The organism is Nonomuraea sp. NPDC051941 (assembly GCF_044593615.1).
Map to the genome: position 1 here is coordinate 35,134 of NZ_JBIUCF010000072.1, position 17,136 is coordinate 52,269.

15 protein-coding genes are annotated in these 17,136 nt (G+C 68.8%); 10 read left to right on the forward strand and 5 right to left on the reverse strand.

From position 1 onward, the window contains the following. Window positions 1-111 precede the first annotated feature (111 nt). Complete coding sequence (locus ACIHFD_RS61565; RefSeq protein ID WP_397374882.1) at window positions 112-750, reverse strand: response regulator; 639 nt, start codon at window positions 748-750, stop codon at window positions 112-114. 211 nt (window positions 751-961) lie between these two features. Next, complete coding sequence (locus ACIHFD_RS61570) at window positions 962-2,086, reverse strand: sensor histidine kinase (protein WP_397374883.1); 1,125 nt, start codon at window positions 2,084-2,086, stop codon at window positions 962-964. Window positions 2,087-2,252: 166 nt separating this feature from the next. On the opposite strand from ACIHFD_RS61570, the gene ACIHFD_RS61575 reads away from it, so the two are divergent. The 6 genes from ACIHFD_RS61575 (at window position 2,253) to ACIHFD_RS61600 (ending at window position 7,889) form a co-directional block, all read left to right on the forward strand. Further along, window positions 2,253-3,719, forward strand: a complete 1,467-nt coding sequence (locus tag ACIHFD_RS61575; RefSeq protein ID WP_397374884.1) for an alpha/beta fold hydrolase — start codon at window positions 2,253-2,255, stop codon at window positions 3,717-3,719. Then, a complete protein-coding gene (locus tag ACIHFD_RS61580; RefSeq protein ID WP_397374885.1) occupies window positions 3,716-4,633 on the forward strand; it encodes an ABC transporter ATP-binding protein in 918 nt (305 codons plus the stop codon). The genes ACIHFD_RS61575 and ACIHFD_RS61580 overlap by 4 nt, the downstream gene beginning before the upstream one ends. Continuing rightward, window positions 4,630-5,382: a hypothetical protein gene (locus ACIHFD_RS61585; RefSeq protein ID WP_397374886.1), complete on the forward strand. Its 753-nt coding sequence runs from the start codon at window positions 4,630-4,632 to the stop codon at window positions 5,380-5,382. Before ACIHFD_RS61580 ends, ACIHFD_RS61585 begins: the two co-directional genes overlap by 4 nt. 432 nt (window positions 5,383-5,814) lie before the next feature. Continuing rightward, window positions 5,815-5,982, forward strand: a complete 168-nt coding sequence (locus ACIHFD_RS61590; RefSeq protein ID WP_397374887.1) for a hypothetical protein — start codon at window positions 5,815-5,817, stop codon at window positions 5,980-5,982. A gap of 254 nt (window positions 5,983-6,236) precedes the next feature. Then, a complete protein-coding gene (locus tag ACIHFD_RS61595; protein WP_397374888.1) occupies window positions 6,237-6,641 on the forward strand; it encodes a hypothetical protein in 405 nt (134 codons plus the stop codon). Window positions 6,642-6,677: 36 nt separating this feature from the next. After that, window positions 6,678-7,889 (forward strand): serine hydrolase domain-containing protein, encoded by a 1,212-nt coding sequence (locus ACIHFD_RS61600; protein ID WP_397374889.1) that lies wholly within the window; start codon window positions 6,678-6,680, stop codon window positions 7,887-7,889. A gap of 525 nt (window positions 7,890-8,414) precedes the next feature. On the opposite strand, the gene ACIHFD_RS61605 is transcribed toward ACIHFD_RS61600, so the two are convergent. The 3 genes from ACIHFD_RS61605 to ACIHFD_RS61615 all read right to left on the reverse strand — a co-directional run bounded on the left by ACIHFD_RS61605 (window position 8,415) and on the right by ACIHFD_RS61615 (window position 11,825). Further along, on the reverse strand, window positions 8,415-9,914 hold the full coding sequence (locus ACIHFD_RS61605) for a serine/threonine-protein kinase (RefSeq protein ID WP_397374890.1): 1,500 nt from the start codon (window positions 9,912-9,914) through the stop codon (window positions 8,415-8,417). Window positions 9,915-10,374: 460 nt separating this feature from the next. Further along, entirely contained in the window at window positions 10,375-10,944 is a 570-nt protein-coding gene (locus ACIHFD_RS61610; protein ID WP_397374891.1) for a CHRD domain-containing protein, read from the reverse strand. Window positions 10,945-11,360: 416 nt separating this feature from the next. After that, window positions 11,361-11,825, reverse strand: a complete 465-nt coding sequence (locus tag ACIHFD_RS61615; RefSeq protein WP_397374892.1) for a plastocyanin/azurin family copper-binding protein — start codon at window positions 11,823-11,825, stop codon at window positions 11,361-11,363. A 543-nt stretch (window positions 11,826-12,368) separates the two neighbouring features. Between ACIHFD_RS61615 and ACIHFD_RS61620 the strand changes: the two genes are divergently transcribed. From ACIHFD_RS61620 to ACIHFD_RS61635, 4 genes are all read left to right on the forward strand, one after another. Beyond that, entirely contained in the window at window positions 12,369-14,039 is a 1,671-nt protein-coding gene (locus tag ACIHFD_RS61620; RefSeq protein ID WP_397374893.1) for a PQQ-dependent sugar dehydrogenase, read from the forward strand. A gap of 184 nt (window positions 14,040-14,223) precedes the next feature. Further along, a complete protein-coding gene (locus tag ACIHFD_RS61625) occupies window positions 14,224-15,333 on the forward strand; it encodes a DUF418 domain-containing protein (protein ID WP_397374894.1) in 1,110 nt (369 codons plus the stop codon). A 200-nt stretch (window positions 15,334-15,533) separates the two neighbouring features. Then, window positions 15,534-16,187, forward strand: a complete 654-nt coding sequence (locus ACIHFD_RS61630) for a hypothetical protein (RefSeq protein ID WP_397374895.1) — start codon at window positions 15,534-15,536, stop codon at window positions 16,185-16,187. Between the two features lie 99 nt (window positions 16,188-16,286). Then, window positions 16,287-17,033 (forward strand): SAM-dependent methyltransferase, encoded by a 747-nt coding sequence (locus ACIHFD_RS61635; RefSeq protein ID WP_397374896.1) that lies wholly within the window; start codon window positions 16,287-16,289, stop codon window positions 17,031-17,033. The last annotated feature ends 103 nt before the right edge of the window (window positions 17,034-17,136 follow it).

Consider the following 17,136-nt stretch of genomic DNA (forward strand, 5'->3'; position numbering starts at 1 on the left):
CACCAATAACCGCCGATAACCACTTCAGACGCGTACACCAACCCCGCTTGCCAAGACCAACCGCAAAGACCCCGGCACACCACCCACCCATAACCACTTCAGACGCGTACGCTAACCCGGCTTGACGAGGCCGGCTTCGTAGGCGGCGATGACGAGCTGGGCGCGGTCTCGGGCCTGCAGCTTGGCCAGCAAGCGGCCGACGTGCGTCTTCACGGTCCCGGGGCTCAGCTGGAGCTGGGCACTGAGCTCGGCGTTGGACAGTCCGTGGGCGATGAGTGTGAGCACCTCACGCTCCCGGTCCGTCAGATTGCCGAGCCCGTGGAAGACCCGCTGGGCCGGCCGCCGTACGAACTCCGCGATCAATCGTGTGGTGACGCTGGGCGCAAGCAACGTCTCACCCGACGCGACCACCCGGATCGCCCTCAGGAGATCGTCAGGGGGCGCGTCCTTGAGCAGGAACCCGCTGGCACCCGCACGCAGCGCCGCGTAGACGTACTCATCGAGGTCGAACGTGGTCAGGATGAGTACTCGGGTATCCCCGGCGATCTGCCGGGTCGCGGCGATGCCGTCCATCTCCGGCATCCTGACGTCCATGAGCACCACATCGGGGGACTCGGTCCGCGCGAGTGCCACCGCCTGGTGTCCGTCGGCCGCCTCCCCGACGACGATGAGATCGTCCTCCGAGTCGATCAGCAAGCGGAAGCTGCCACGCAGCAGTGCCTGATCGTCGGCGACAAGCACTCGAATCAAGAGATCCCCCACAACACACCCACCACAAGCAGGTTCAGCACCAGGCTCGCAGACGCGCTACCCAGGTCTCTGCCTCCCACATTGCGCCACTCAACACCACGGACACCGGCTCCCGCGCCAGGATCTTGACATCAGACACTCCCATATCCATCCATCCCCATCGCGCGGAACCACCGACCTCGAACGACGTCGCCGGAGTGAGTCACGTAGGTCACGGGATCTCCCATGATGCGTGTACGCCGAACCCACCCCCCGGCAGAGGTCCGGCCTCGAAGGTGCCGCCGTACATCATGGCCCGTTCCCGCATCCCCGCAAGACCGTGCCCGCCCTCCTTGCCCGGCAGCACTCGCCGCCCCGGCCCGTCGTCGATCACCGAGATCTTCAACAACCCGTCGACGACTGACACGCCGGCCCGGCAACGGGCAGGAGCGGCGTGCCTGACGACGTTGGTGATCGCCTCCTGAACGATGCGATAGACGGACAGCCCCATGCTGTCGGGCACGGTTCCGCTCACCGAGAGCTCGACCTGCACACCGGCCTCCGCCGCGCGTTGTGCCAGGGACGGCAGGTCGGCGAGGCCGGGGAGCGGCGTGCTCTCGGGTGCGCTGCCTGACGAACGCAGGGCGCCGAGCAACTGGCGCATCTCCACGAGCGAGCCGCGCCCGATCTGCTCGATGGCCCGTAACGCCTCGCGCCCTTCCTCCGGATGCTTGTCCAGGACCTTGGCCGCCACCCCCGCCTTGACGGTGATCATGCTCAGCGAATGGGCGACGACGTCGTGCAACTCGCGGGCAATCCGCAGGCGCTCGTCGACCACCGCCTTCTCGGCCTGCATCTTGGCCTCGCGCGCGGCGGACACCCGGCGGGTGCGCGCCGCCGTACCGAGACTCCAACCGGCTCCCACGACCAGCCAGGCCGCCCCGACGATGAAGACGGGATCCGGCCAGCCGTTCACTCGCGGTACGCCCATCACCGAGGTCAGCAGAGCGCCTCCGGTGACGAGCAGGCCCAGCACGAGGGCGATCGCCGACCGCCGCGCCGGTTGGGTGGCCGACACCGAGTAGATGGTCAAGGCCACTACCCCGACCATCATCAGCCGGTTCGCCTGTAGCGTGAGCAGAAGGAGGCTGGCCAGGAGCGCACCGTAGTATGCGGGCACCGGCCAGATCCGCCGCACGGCCACCGGCACCGCGAGCAGCCAGCAGATCAGCACCGACGCGGTGCTCACCGCCAGGCCCTCCGGATCCGTCGTGGCCCCCAGCGCGAGCAGCACCGCGACCACGGTGTCGGCGAGAACGAGCAGCCAGTGTGGGGGCCGCCGGACGAGCAGGTTCACAGCTCGACGCTATCGAGGAACGACCGCGAGCGAATCGGAGCACGATCCGTCAGACCAGGGTCGTACTCCGCTCTCTTACGCCCGCACCGTATGACCCTGGTCCGAGCCGCAAGACCGGATCTGGCTCCGATGTGCGCACCCACCGCCGTGCAGGATCGTTTCCCGCATGGATCGACGCACACTCATCGCCCTGAGCCTCGCTGCCTGCCTCGCCCTCTCGCTCGGCGGCATCGCACTGGCGTCGGCGCAAGAGTATCGCCTCGCCTGGAAGGAATGTGGTGACGGCCTGCGATGCGCCGAACTGGTCGTTCCCGTGGACTGGGCCGATCCGGGCGGCCCCAAGACCTCGGTGCACGTGGCCAGAATGCCCGCGACGGGCAGGAGCATGGGCCCGCTGATCGTCAACTTCGGAGGCCCGGCCACCAGCACGGTGATGCTCAGGCAGAGAGACGATCCCGACATCCCGCCGGAGCTGCCGACCCTGCTCAAGGAGTTGCGGAGCCGGTTCGACGTCATCGCCCTGGATCCGCGCGGGATGTCCGAGCCCGGCAGCGACAAGAGAGTGAGCTGCGAGAAGCCCTCGGCCTCCGTCTTCGGACTGGTCCTGGCGCGGACGAAGCAGGACTGGGACGCTCACGCCGCCAAGAACGCGGCCCATCAGGCGAGCTGCCGCAAGACGGCCAGGTCGGCGTGGTACGGAATGACGGCATGGAACGTGGCGCACGACATCGACGCGCTACGCGCCGCACTCGGCCAGGAGAAGCTCCGCTACGCGGGCAACTCTTACGGCACCGTCTACGCCCAGGCCTACCTGGAGCTGTTCCCGCAGCGGGTGGAGCGGATGTATTTCGACGGGACCGCCGATCACACCCAGCAGGAGTTCGAGCCCTGGTTGCGCAACTACGCGCGGACCCAGGAGCGACATCTCACCCGCTTCCGTGACTGGTGCGCCCGCCGTACGGACTGCGCCCTGCACGGCAGAGATGCGGGCAAGGCATGGGACGAACTGGTCGCAAGAGTGCGCCGCGCGCCACTGCCGGCGTCGTCCGGCAGGACGGTGCACGAGGGACAGCTGTACGCGGGCGCGGTCAAAGGCATGAACCCGGCGTACTGGCCGCGATTCGCGACTGCCATCCGCAAGGCCCTCGACGGCGACGCCGCCGGCTTTCTCACTGAGCTCGCGCCGGATCAGGGCGGCTCGTCCGTGAGCCAGGACTCCCTGTGCAACGACTTCATGCCGAAGCTGCCGACGTACGAGGAGTTCCAAGGCATCGAGGCCAGGCTTCGTGAGATCGCGCCGCGGTTCGGCTGGATCGAGGGACGCTTCGAGCTCGGGCGGTGCTGGGGGCGCAGCGGGGGCGCGTCCTGGGCGCCGCACCCGCTGCGGGTGAAGGACGTCCCACCGATCCTCTTCGCCATCGGGGAGCTCGACAACAACACCAACTACCTCGGGCAGCAGCACGTGGCGGAGCAGGTTCCGTCCGCGCAGGTCCTGTGGCACGGAGACGGCCACGCGGCGTGGGCTGCCAACACCTGCCTGCGGCGGCATGTCCTCGCCTACCTGACCGCGGGGACGCTGCCCGCGCGGGGCACGCGCTGCCCGGCCGAGCTGATTCAACGGGTGGGGAAATGATCGAAGTCATAGATCTGACGAAGGTGTACGGTTCCACGCGGGCGGTCTCGGGGCTGACGTTCGACGTCAAGCCCGGACAGGTCACGGGCTTTCTCGGCCACAACGGGGCCGGCAAGTCCACCACCATGCGAGTGATCCTCGGCCTTCACGCGCCCACCTCGGGCAAGGCGTTGATCAACGGCGTCCGCAAGCGCGACCTCCATGACCCCATGCGTGAGGTCGGTGCCATGCTCGATGCCACCGAGGTGCAGGGCGGGCGCAGCGCGTTCGATCACCTCCAGGCGCTGGCACATGCCGGCGGGATCGCGCGCCACAGAGTCATAGCGGTTCTCGAGGAGGTCGGCCTGGCCGGCGCGGCGCGCAAGCGGATCGCCGGGTTCTCCCAGGGGATGCGCCAGCGCCTCGGCATCGCGGCGGCACTGCTCGGCGACCCGGGGGTGCTCATTCTTGACGAGCCGGTCAACGGCCTCGACCCCGACGGCATCCGCTGGCTCAGGACGCTGCTGAGGTCTCTGGCGGCCGAGGGGCGGACCGTCCTCCTGTCGAGCCATCTGATGACCGAGATGTCCCTCACCGCCGACCGGTTCATCATCATCGGCCGCGGTCAGCTGATCGAGGACACCTCGATGGCGGAGCTGCTGGCCCGCTTCCAAGGCGACGTATCGGTCCGATCGCCCCACGCGGCCCGCTTGACCGGGGCACTCGAAGCGGCGGGTGCAACCGTACGCCGCACCCAGACGTCCGGCGCGAGCACGCCTTCGACTTCTACCTCCTGGGCCGAAGGAGAGCTGCTGGTGACCGGCTTGTCAGCAGCCGCCATAGGCGATGTCGCCCTGGCGAACGGCTGCGCCATCCACGAATTGACACCCCGCCAGGCATCGCTGGAAGAGGCCTTCATGGAGATAACCCAATGATCAACGTCGTCGCATCGGAATGGCTCAAGCTGCGCTCGCTCCGATCCACCTACTACGTCCTGGCCTCCACGCTCTCGGCCGTGGCGCTCACCGGCTTCGCCGCCCTCTCGATCTCGCGCTACTTCGACACCAAGGGTCCCGGCGGCGAACCCGTCGGCACGGGACTCACCTTCAGCGCCGACATTCCTCCCGTGCTCTTCGGCATGCTGGGCGTGCTAGCCATCTCCGGCGAGTACAGCACCGGCATGATCAGGCTGACGTTGACCACGCTCCGACGCCCGTGGATCCTGCTCCTGGCCAAGGCCGCCGTGGTGGCCACCGTGGCCGCGATCACGGGTCAGGTGCTGGCGTTCGCCACCTACTTCACCGCACAGGCGGTGGTAGGCGGACGCCCGATCGGCGCCTCGTTCTCCGAACCGACCGCCCTGTCCGAGGTGCTGTCGACAGGCGCAGGCTCCGCCGTCGCAGCGGTGATGGGGTTGTGCCTGGCCACGATTCTGCGTTCGACACCGGGAGCACTCATCGCACTGGTCGCCTTCCTGACGGCCCCGACCGTGATCGAGCGCTTTCTCCCCGCCCCTTGGAACGACTGGACAGGCTCCCTGACGATCCCCTCACTGACGAGGCAGTTAGCCGGCGTCCCCGACTCCGGCGCCTTCGCCCCTTCGTCGGCCAGCGCCATCCTCGCCGGTTATGTCACGATTTTCCTCGTCGCAGCAGCCCTGGCAATCACCCGTCGCGACGCCTGACCACAACTGACCCACACGGACGGCGTCCCACGACGGTATGGGAGCTGCGGCCCTCGGGCACACGAGGCCCCTTGCACCTCAGCCGCTTCCGGCCGCTCGCTTCCACCGCCTCCGTCGCTTCCACCTCGCAGCCTCAGGCCTTTCACGTCGGGCCTTTCGCATCGGGCCGACTCCGCCGCTTACACCTCGCCAACCTCGGACCTTTCACGTCGGGTCGACTCCGCCGCTTGCGCCTCGCCAGCCTCGAGCCTTTCACCTCGGGGCGCCTCCACCCCTTTCACATCGACCGCCTCGGGGGCTCCGTAGTATGCGCCGGAGATCCAACACATTTGGCTGACCAGACTCGTCCCTCCGCGCCCAGGCCGAAATTGCACTCAGACAGGGCAATCCGTCACTGGAAGGGACCTGCGTCAACGCTCCAGCTTGGGGCTCATGGCCGTTATCCGAGCCCCGGGCCGTGATGGCGTCCTCGACCGTGGCGTGGCGCGCCATCACACACGTCACGACGGCACACGTGTTCACCCGGCCTCCTGGGCGGCCCACCTGCGCCACACCGTGCGCTTCTCGGACGCGTTGCGCACGCTGCTCACCACCGGCTAACACGCGCTGCTCGAGCTGGGCCCGGGCCGTGCTTCAGCAGCCTGGCCCGGCAGCACCCGCTGCACCTCAGCTATTCGGCGTTGCTAACCCGCCTACGGCTACGAGATCGCGGCGTGGCTGCGGGAGCAGCTGTAAGGGCCGTGTCAGGACGGCGACGGCCCGGTATCAGAGCGGTCGGCGATCGTAAACGCCATGAACGGTTGAACGCCTGCCCGCCCAACCGAATCCCCAACAGTTCTGAGGAGCGCATCACCATGGCCATCACCCTCACCGACCAGGACAAGCTCACCCTTCGGACCGCCGCGTGGGGCGCCGTCTCGCTGATGTCCGCCGCCGGCGCCGCCGGCTCGGCCCACAAGGTCGCCACCGAGGGCTCCATCGCCCTGACCTCCGCCACCGGCCCCGTCGGACACGTGCTCGCCAAGGCGCCCAAGGGCGTCAAGTACGGCAAGACCGTGGCTGCCCTCGCCGACCAGGTGCTGCCGGCGCTGACCGCATCCATGAACCTGCTCAGGCAGCAGGACCCGGCCGAGGCCGACAACTTCCGCAGCACCGTCATGGTCGCCGTCGAAGCCTCCACCGGAGATCACCAGGGCCGGCCCAGCCCCACCCTGACCGACATGGCTCGCAAGATCACCGCGGCCCTCGACGCCGCCTGACGGGCTGCTGCATCCCCATCGACTCCGGGAGGAACCATGAGAACTATCTTCGGCGTACCCCACCGCAGCAAGGTCTTGCGGCGAGCGGCGGTCACGGTGCTGGCAGCCGCTCTGGTGGCCGGGGTGGCCACCCCCGCCGCGGCTACCGCACAGGACCGTCCTGAGCTGCATAAAGCCATCCAGGAGTGGATCGACGACGGTTTCGCCGGGATGCAGATGCGCGTCCACGACGAGCGGGGCGACTGGGTGGGCAGCGCCGGGGTGCGCAAGCTGGGCGAGAGCGCCAAGCCGCCGACGAACGGGCGCTACTGGATCGGCAGCACCACCAAGACCTTCATGGCGACCGTGGTGCTGCAGTTGGTGGCCGAGGGCAGGGTCGGGCTGGACGCTTCGGTGGCCGGTTACCTGCCCGACCTGGGCCTGGACCCGCGGATCACCGTGCGGATGATGTTGCAGCACACCAGCGGGTTGTTCAACTACACCGGCGATGCCTACGCCGACGGCGTATGGGTGCCGGGCCTGCCCTCCGTGGGCAAGGAGTGGGTGGACAACCGGTTCAAGTCCTACCAGCCGGAGGAACTGGTACGGTTCGCGCTGTCCAAGCCTGCCAAGTTCGCGCCCGGGACGAGCTGGGGCTACGCCAACACCAACTACACCCTCGCCCTACTGCTGATCGAGAAGGTCACCGGCCGCCCGTACGCCGAGGAGATGCAGCGCCGGATCCTGGGGCCGCTACGGCTGACGGGCACCTCGGTGCCGGGCAACCGGCCGGACCTCCCCGGACCACACGCGCACGGCTACTACCGGTACGAGGACGCCGGCCAGTGGAAGGTGGTCGATGTCACCCGCCAGAATCTCTCCCTGTTGGCCGGCGCCGGCAACATGATCTCGACGACCAAGGACGTGCAGACGTTCATGTCCGCGCTGGTGAGCGGCAAGCTCCTGCCAGCCGCGCTGATGACCGAGATGAGCACGCCGGACCCGAGGAGCGCCGGCCTCTTCGGCAGCTACGGCCTGGGGCTGTACGTGCTGGACACCGGCCCGGACTGCGCCGGCATCGTCCTCAACCACGACGGCAGCCCTCCCGGGGGCTACGGATCGCTGATGTACAGCACGCCCGACGGCAGCAAGGTCCTGACCGCCTCGCTGACCTCCGGAGACGCCGCGGTCGACACGGCGACGGTGTTCCCCAAGGCGTTGAACAGGCTCGTCAACGAGGTGTTCTGCGACGGCCGTCAGGCACAGTAGGCGAACCGGGCCACGCCGCGCTCACCGGGCTCGGCGTGGCCCGCCTGCATGGTCGCCCGGAACGTGGTCATCCGATGCCTGGCCGACCACCGGTGCCGCAGCACGCGGACCCGCCCCCGTCAACCGCTGCCCCCGCGCCGCACGCCGGCCTCATCCGTCCAGGGCTGCGGCAGATTTCACGCCCGCGCCGCACGCCGGCTTCGTCCGTCCAGGGCTGCGGCGGATTTCACGTCGCAGGCCACCGACGTTCTCAGGTCGACTGGCGACCGCGGAACGGGTCTACCTCCGTCGTTTCTGCTGGTCAGGCAAATGATGTTCGGCGGATACGACGGCAGCCCCACCTCGGTCCCTCGCCTCAGCCGATTCCATCTCTTCACCTCATCCGCTTCCGTCGTTTACACCTCAACAGTCGCAGCCTTTTCGCCTCCGCCCCTTGCACCTCAGCCTGCTGACACTGGGGCGAAGTGCTGCCGGAGAAGCCGCCGGTGCCATCCGCGGAGTGAAGGAGCGTCGTTCAGTGGGGTGCTAGCGGTACTTGTTGAGGGCTGTGGCGACGAGCTTGGCGGCGCGGTCGGCGGTGCCGAATCCGGAGCGTCGGGCTCTGACGGTGATGGTCACCTCGACGTTCGACAGTCGGAAGGAGATCTTGGTCTCGTAGACTCGCCACGGCCAGTTGGGCACCTGCCGGGTGTAGCTGAACGCCTCGTCGCCGACCTTCGGCCCCGTGCGGATCTTGGTCTTTTCGTTGCGCTTCGGCTCGTCCTCCATGTACTTGACCATCTGATCATGAGTCAAGTTGGCCGCGGAGGCGCTCGGCAAGCGGAACGCCATGATGTTCAGGCTGGAAGCGTCCTTATTGGACCAGGAGCAGGCGGTGTCGGTCAGGAACTGGCGCTTCATCGGACCGCCGAACAGCGAGCGCGTCTGGGCGCTGGTCAGCAGATCGCATGCCTCGAAGTCGCGGGAGATGACCGGGGTGGCCTCCGGCGACGAGCCGAACGTCGGCCGCGGGGAATAGGTATAAGTGATCGGAGGCGCGAGCATGGCGCCGAGTACGCGGATGACGTTCGGGAACAGGTACGGCACGACCGCCACCCCTGCCGCCACGACCAGCACCACCGCGAGCAGGGCACCCACGACCTGGACGCGGCGACGCCGGCGTGGGCGGCTGCCCGGGACAGTCCGCGTCCGTGGCGAAGTCGGGACGTCCGTCGTCTCGCCCCGCGAGAGGGTCCTCAACCAGCCGGCCACCTCGTCCGGGGAGCAGCGGCGTACCGGGTCCTTCTCCAGGATCGCGGCCAGCACAGGTGCCAGCGGGCCGGCCAGCCGGAAAGGGGCGGGCTCCTGCATCAGTACGGCGGCCAGGACCGCGGCCTCGTTCGGGCGGGGGAACGGCGGGCCGCCCTCCACCGCCGTGAAGAGCGTGGCGCCGAGCGACCACAGGTCGGCGAGCGGGCCGTCGGCCTCGCCGCGCAGGCGCTCCGGGGCGATGTAGCCGGGCGAGCCGGTCAGCATCCCCGTCTGCGTGAGCCCGGTGTCCCCGGCGATCGTCGCGATGCCGAAGTCGGTGAGCAGCACCCGCCCGTCGTCGGGGAGCAGGACGTTGGCGGGTTTGACGTCCCGGTGCAGGATGCCGGACGCGTGCGCGGCACCGAGGGCGTCGAGCATCTGCATGCCGATCTCGGCTACGCGGTGCGGCGGCAGCGGGCCGTCATCGCGTACGACCCGGTCGAGGGAGCGGCCGCGCACCAGTTCCATGATGATCCACGGCCGGCCGTCGTCCAGGACCACGTCGTGCACGGTGACGATGGACGGGTGGGAGCGCAGCGTCGCCGCGGCGCGCGCTTCCCGGAGCGTGCGTTCGGCCAGTTCGGCCCGCGACGCCTCGTCTAAATCCGACGGGAGCCGGACCTCCTTGATGGCCACTTCCTGTCGGAGGAGCTCGTCCATCGCCCGCCAGACGGTGCCCATGCCGCCCTGGCCGAGCTGCGAAAGCAGCCGATAACGGCCCGCGAGCAACGTCACCGTGCCATTACCGACGTCTCGGACTCCGCGACCATTCGTCGCCTCCTGTCGATATCCGGCTCAGCACGGGCACATCAGATAGTAAGCGAACGGATCGCGAGCGTCAGGGAATGTCGATCAAAGGTCACCCGACACCTTTGGACATTTGGCTCAGACCGATCTCAGCCTTCCTGGGGATACCTGGCTGCAGACGGTCGCGGCCGGCGCCGACATCGCGGGTGCTCGCGATGCAGGCGGCGTTCGGTGCTCACGGTGCTCACGGATCGGTGCTCACGGTGCTCACGGTGCTCACGGTGTGCTGGGCCGTTCGTTTGCTAGGTCTGGGCGTCCGATGATGACGTTTGCCGGTTTTGACCTCAGCTGCCTGGTGGGCCCTTGGTGTCTGGCTCGATGAGCAAGGGGGCCGCGCCGACGTGCCCGCGCTGCGGCTCGGCCCTGGCCTGCGCACCTTTCAGCATGTTTACCAGTGGTGGGCGCCGTGGAGCTGGCCGCGGACCGCGCCGTCGGGGAACTCGGAGGTGTGCAGGTTGGCGTACCAGTTCTTCGGGTTCTTCTTGATTCCGTTGAGGACGCTGGTGTCCTTGACACGGACGGAGCCGGAGCTCGTGTTGCCGCGGGTGGTGCCGTTGGACAGCAGGTCGATGACAACGGGGCCGTTCGTGCCGGCCTTGCCCCGGTGAATATGGAAGGCGGTGGGCTTGGCGACCTTCTTCCACTGGACGAAGTAGTAGAGGCGGTTGCCCTTGATGCGGAACTTCGCGGCCGCCAGGCCGTTCCGGTCGTTGACCTTCTTGCCGGCCTCCGGCACCTCGTTCTTGCCGAGAAGAACTGCGGTGAAGTAGTACGTCTTGGCCGCGCTGGCCACCTTTGCGTTGGCCACCTTGGCGCTGGTGAACGTGGCGGGGGCGGCGCTGGCCGGTGCCGAGGTGACGGCCAGGGCCGCGGTCGAGGCCAGCGCCGCGATGGCCGCGCCGGCCACTGCACGCCGCCACTGGATACGCCCGTTGCTGATCTGCTCGAAAGTGTTCATGGGTACCTGCCTCCGGTTGGTCTTACGGATCTCTTCGGACAGGGCAGGACGTTAGTGAGGTGGTCTCCGACGTTCTGTGGACAAATCCGCATAAGGCGCTTGGGTGATCAGTGTCACAAAGCCCAAGGCGGACAGACCAAAACCCGTGCCGACTCCGTGCAGGGCTCAGACGAGCGAAGGGCGGTGAGCGGCGAGTGAAAGCTGGCGACGGGCAGATGAAGGCCCGCGACGGGAGTGCCAAGGCCGGTAGACGGCGGGTAAAGCCTGGCGACGGGCGGGTGACGGCTGGGGGCGAGCGGGCGAAGGCTGGGGGCGGGTGTGAAGGGGTGACGGTATTTGGCTTGGCGCGGGTGGGGTGCTGAGTGGCGTGGTTTTGGGGTGGAGCTGGCTCGGCTGGTTGCTGATTGGTATGTGGGTTACTGGGTGACGTCGAGTTCTGCGCGCATGCCCATGGCGTAGTGCCCCGGGAAGTTGCAGATCAGCTCGTACCGTCCAGGCTGCAGGGTCAGCGTCGCCCAGCCTGCGGACCCGGGGGCGATGCCTCCGCCCTCGCCTGCGGCGCAGTTGTGGGACGCCTCGCCGATGGAGCCCGTCTCGCTTACGCGGCTGTCGGCTCCGATCGGCTGCTTCCCGATGGGCTTACCCGCCGCGAGTGGCAGTACGACCACCTCGTGGGCCAGGGTGCCGGTGTTGGAGGCACGGAGAGACACGGTGCCTGCTGTGACCTTGGCCGGCTTCACGGTCAGGCGCATGGGCGCTGCGCCGGCCGTGTCGGTCAGGTCGACGTCCACCACCTTGCCCGGCAGCGGTGGAGGGGTGCATTCTTGGGCGAGCCGCGACTCGGCCGCCTGCCCCGTGGCCGTCGATGTGCCGGTGGGCAAGTGCCCTGTGGCCGTTGGAGTGCCGGTGAACAGTGCGGCTGTTATTGCGACTGCTGCGGTGCCTGCGGACCAGACGTCGTGAGGCTTCATCGGGCTCACCCCCCGAGTGCGCGTGTGCTCACCCGTCTCCCGCGTCATGGTCGAGCTCGACCGGCGAGCATCCCTCTTCCAGACTACGCGTGGCACACCTACCAGGACTCGCGCGAGCCCATCAAGCGCCGTATGGCCTCCCGTGAGCGGCGCATCCTCGTACCCAGGCGGGTTTGACTGCGTTCGTGGGGAGCGGGTTGGAGGTGATCATCGTGGGAGCTGCCGGCGGCATTGCCGTGGCCCTCGTCGGTGCTCCTCTTCCGGGTGAGTGCCGGGCGACAGGGATCGGAAAGGGTGGGTTGAATACGTAAGCGCCGGATGTTGAAAGTTTCAGTCACCACGTGGCTGTCGTCGCAGATGGGCGGGACGCGCGGGTCGCGGCGATTGAGGTCCCGCGGTTGCGATGCCTACGGTGCTGGGGTCCGCACACGTGATCCCGTCAAGGAGTCCGTCATGCGCGCCCGTGTCGTACCTGCCCTGATTCTGGCCCTGATCGCCCTCATCGTCAGCGCTCCCGAGGCACGCGCTCAGGTGCTCGGGGGTTTCGACTTCGCCAGGGCGGAGGTGTCCGTCACGGGGCTGCAGGTGCCGTGGGGGCTGGCGTTCCTGCCGGACGGCAGCGCGCTGGTCTCCGAGCGGAACACCGGGCGGATCCTCCAGGTACGGCCCGGCCAGACCCCCACCCAGGTCGCCACCGTGAACGGGGTGAGCGCTTCCGGTGAGAGCGGCCTGCTCGGCATCGCGGCCAGGGACGGCTGGGTGTACGCGTACTTCACCAGCACCGCCGGGGACAACCGCCTGGTCAGGTTCCAGTTGAGCGCCCCTCAGACACAGACGGTGATCTTCTCCGGCGTCCCGAGCGCCACCATCCACGACGGCGGCCGCCTGGCGTTCGGCCCGGACGGCATGCTCTACCTGAGCACCGGCGACGCCAGCAACACCAGCAACGCCCAGAACCTCAACAGCCCCGCCGGCAAGATCCTGCGCATGACGCCAACCGGTGGGGTGCCTTCGGACAATCCGTTCGCGGGATCCCGCGTCTGGAGCTACGGCCACCGCAACGTGCAGGGCCTGGCCTGGGACTCCCAAGGCAGGATGTACGCCAGCGAATTCGGCCAGAACACCTGGGACGAGATCAACCAGATCGTCGCGGGCGGCAACTACGGCTGGCCCACCTGCGAAGGCAACTGCGGCAACTCCTCCTTCCGCAACCCCATCGTCACCTGGACGACCGCCGAGGCGTCGCCGAGCGGGCTCGCGTACGCCAACAACACGCTCTTCGCCGCGGCGCTGGGCGGCCGGCGCCTCTGGACGGTGCCGCTGACCGGCAGCGGCACTCCCGGCACGCCGGTGGCCGAGTTCCAGTCCGTGTACGGACGCCTCCGCGCGGTCGCGCTCGGACCCGACGGCTGGCTCTGGGTGACGACCAGCAACCGGGACGGCCGCGGCACACCGGTTGCCCAGGACGACCGCATCATCCGCATCCCGCCCGCCACGAGCGGAACCGACACCACCCCGCCGACCGCCCCCGGCAACCTGGCCGCCTCCGCGACCACCTCCACCGGCACCACGCTGACCTGGACCGCCTCGACCGACAACGTCGGCGTGACCGGCTACGACGTCCTGCGCGCGCCGGGCTCGTCCGGCGGCACCTTCACGCAGGTGGGCACCGCGGCGACCGCCTCGTTCACCGACACCGGGCTGACCGCCGCCACCACCTACCGCTACCAGGTACGCGCCCGCGACGCGGCGAGCAATTTGTCGCCGGTGTCCAACACGGTCACGGTTACCACCGGTCCGGGCGGCACCACCGGCGGATGCACGGCCACCCCGACCACCCAGACCCAGTGGAGCACCGGCTACGTGATCCAGCCGGTCACGGTCGCCAACACCGGGACCGCCACGACCACGGGCTGGACGGTGACGTTCACGCTGCCCAGCGGGCATGCCGTCACCGGCTCCTGGAACGCCACGCTGACCGTCAGCGGCCAGACCGTCACGGTCAGGAACGCCGGTCACAACGGCACGCTCGCGCCCGGCCAGAGCACGACGTTCGGCTTCCAGGCCAGCCGCCCCAACGGCGACACCCAGACTCCTTCCGCCTATCGGTGCACGAGTCCCTGACCTGGCCGCCCGTTTCGCTGGGGAGACTGATCGACGTCGCGCGGCGAGCCGGATAGCGGGATCCGCTGCTGATGGTGGCTTCGGGGATTGACCAAAGATGTAAGGCCGTACATCGATCGATGTACGGCTCATTTCGCCCGACGGGACGACAGGGAGCAGCCACCCCGCCACCAGGCTTGATGGTGTGACCAGACGTATCGACGCGCTTGACGTGTTACGGGGCGTGGCCATCATGGGCACGCTCGGCACGAACATCTGGATCTTCACCGCGCCCGGCGGGTCCGCCGAGTTCCTTCAGTTCGGGGGCGGCGTCGGTGTGGTGGAGACGTTCCTGCGGTTCCTGTCCAACGGCAAGTTCCTCGGGCTGTTGACCCTGCTCTTCGGCGTCGGCCTGGAGCTGCAGTACCGCAGCGCGGTCCGGCGCGGGCTGACATGGCCGGGCAGGTATCTCTGGCGCGCGACGCTGCTGTTCGCCGAGGGGGCGCTGCACTACGTGCTGGTCTTCGAGTTCGACGTGCTGATGGGGTACGCGATCACCTCGATGATCGTGGCGTACCTGGTGGGCAGGAGCCGCCGCGCGGTCACCGCCTGGATGGTCGCCGCGGGGGCGGTGCACGTCGCCATGGTGACTCTGATCACGGCAGCCCTGATGGCGGGGCCGACGGGTGGCGGCATCCCGATCTACCCCCAGGACGGCTGGCTCGACCAGGTCGCCTTCCGTCTGCGGCATGTCGCCGTCTTCCGTGCGGAGCTGGTGTTCATCATCCCCATGGGCATCGTGCTGTTCCTGCTCGGCGCCCGCCTGCTGCGCGCCGGCGTCTTCGAGGAGGACGGCGCGGGCCTGCGGAGGAAGCTGATCGTCATCGGCCTCGGCGTCGGTGTGCCGCTGAACCTGGCCACCTCCTTCGCTGGGCCGGCCTGGTTCGCCGTCGACCGATATCTCGTGGCGCCGCTGGTCGCTCTGGGTCTGCTGGGGCTGATCACCTCGATCGTGCTCGGCATGCGTGGTGCGCCGGGCGTGCTCAGGAGGGGGATCACGGACGTGGGGCGTACGGCGCTGTCCTGCTACGTCTTCCAGAATCTGGCGGCCAGTGTCCTCTGTTACGGCTGGGGTCTGGGGCTGACGGATCGGTTCGATGGGCTGCGGCCGTGGTGGGTGCCGGTGGCGTGGGCCGGGATCTGCGTGCTGTTCATGGTGCTGTCGTCGTTGTGGCTGCGCCGGTTCAGTCGCGGGCCGCTGGAGCTGGCCTGGCAATGGGCCTACCAGGCACCGGCCCTGACGCGACGCTCGTGACAGAGCAGCGGCCAGGCGCGGGTGACGGGCCGAGGCGGCTGACGGCATGAGGGCGGCTGGCGGTCGCCGGGCGACTGGCGGTCGGGGGTGGCCGACGGTCTGGGGCGGCCAGCGGCAGGGGGCGGCGGGCGGGGCGGCTGGAGGGGGGTGGGGAGACCGTACGCTGGGTCGCGAGTCCGGGACAGGGAGGCGAGCGGAGGATGCGCTACCGGCGAGCGGTGGAGAGGCTGCGGCAGCTCGCCCAGGCCTGCGAGCAGACCCGCCGCGTGCCGGCGGACGAACCCTTCCTGCGCGCCGCGCACGTCTTCGGCGACCTGCTCACGGGTGCCGACCCCGTCGATCACCTCGAGATCGTCCTGGTGCTGAACCTCCCGCCGGAGGAGGTGACCTGGGGCTCCCAGCCGCCCGGCACCGCGTGGCTGGTCGATTTCCTCCGGCTGGACCAGGGCGGGGTCGCGTACTGGTGGCGCTCCCATCTGGATCCGGTGGAGAACCATCGCATCCACGACCCGGTGCGGTTCTGGTCGCTGGACGGGCCCGAGCAGGACGTGCTCGACGCGCTGGCCGAGCGGCGCTTCGACCGGGTCCGTGAGGTGACGTCCCGGCCTCAGGAGGAGCCCGCCCAGGTCGCCGGGGAGTTGCGGGCGGCGCTGGACCATCTGCGTGCCGTACGCGACTCGTACTGGGACCGGCAGTGGCGCCGGCGGCACCGCAGCCTGGGGCGATACCCCGAGCACCACCTGTGGGAGGCCGTTCAGGGCTATCTGGACCTTCTCGACGCGCACGAAGACGAGCGCGAGCACGAGGACGGGCATGAGGAAATTCGATTGCCGCCGGAATCCGCGGAGGGCTAGGGTCGCGATCACCATCTCGTGACGGAGGAGTTGCTTTTATGCGTGTCGATGAGCTGACCGTCCCGGTACATCAGCCATCACACGTAAGGACTCACGATCTTGGATCTGTCACGTAGCTTCACCATCCGGGAGAGCAGCCACCGGATCATCGACCCGTTCACCCCTGAGAAGCTGGCCACGCTCGGCGCGGCGATCGGGCTGCGGCCCGGAGCCACCGTGCTCGATCTGTGCTGCGGCAAGGGTGAGATGTTGTGCACCTGGTCCCGTGATCATGAGATCACCGGCGCCGGGGTCGACATCAGCACCGTCTTCCTCGCCGCCGCCCGCGAGCGAGCCGCCGAGCTCGGCGTCGGCGAGCAGGTGACGTTCACGCACGGGGACGCCTCCACGTACGTGACCGGCGAGCCGGTCGACGTCGCGGCGTGCGTCGGCGCGACGTGGATCGGCGGCGGGACCGCCGGTACGGTCGCGTTGCTGGAGCGCAGCCTGCGCCCGGGCGGCACGATGCTGATCGGCGAGGTGTTCTGGCGGGCCGAACCGCCCAGCCAGGAGGCCGTCGAGGCGTGCCACGCGACCTCGCGCGACGACTTCGGGACGCTGCCCGACCTCTTCGAGCTGTTCGACGGGCTCGGGTACGACGTCGTCGAGATGGTGCTCGCCGACGAGGACAGCTGGGACCGGTACGTCGCCGCCCAGTGGCGCAACCTGCGTACCTGGCTGGACGCCAACCCCGGCGACGAGCTCGCGCCCGAACTGCGCGCCGAGCTGTCGCGCGAGCCGATGCGTTACGTTCGCTTCCAGCGGCACCTGCTCGGCTGGGGCGTGTTCGCCCTCATGAAGCGCTGAGCTCCGCGGGGGGGGGGGGGGGGGGGGGGGGGGGGGGGGGGGGGGGGGGGGGGGGGGGGGTTGGTGGGGGGGGGGGGGGGGTTTTTTTTTTTGTTTTTTTTAT

Excerpts from the sequence above, each read along its gene's own strand:
- ACIHFD_RS61575 (WP_397374884.1), top strand. The coding sequence starts at position 2,253 with ATGGATCGACGCACACTCATCGCCCTGAGCCTCGCTGCCTGCCTCGCC.
- ACIHFD_RS61580 (WP_397374885.1), top strand. The coding sequence starts at position 3,716 with ATGATCGAAGTCATAGATCTGACGAAGGTGTACGGTTCCACGCGGGCG.
- ACIHFD_RS61585 (WP_397374886.1), top strand. The coding sequence starts at position 4,630 with ATGATCAACGTCGTCGCATCGGAATGGCTCAAGCTGCGCTCGCTCCGA.
- ACIHFD_RS61590 (WP_397374887.1), top strand. The coding sequence starts at position 5,815 with ATGGCCGTTATCCGAGCCCCGGGCCGTGATGGCGTCCTCGACCGTGGC.
- ACIHFD_RS61595 (WP_397374888.1), top strand. The coding sequence starts at position 6,237 with ATGGCCATCACCCTCACCGACCAGGACAAGCTCACCCTTCGGACCGCC.
- ACIHFD_RS61600 (WP_397374889.1), top strand. The coding sequence starts at position 6,678 with ATGAGAACTATCTTCGGCGTACCCCACCGCAGCAAGGTCTTGCGGCGA.
- ACIHFD_RS61610 (WP_397374891.1), bottom strand. The coding sequence starts at position 10,944 with ATGAACACTTTCGAGCAGATCAGCAACGGGCGTATCCAGTGGCGGCGT.
- ACIHFD_RS61620 (WP_397374893.1), top strand. The coding sequence starts at position 12,369 with ATGCGCGCCCGTGTCGTACCTGCCCTGATTCTGGCCCTGATCGCCCTC.
- ACIHFD_RS61630 (WP_397374895.1), top strand. The coding sequence starts at position 15,534 with ATGCGCTACCGGCGAGCGGTGGAGAGGCTGCGGCAGCTCGCCCAGGCC.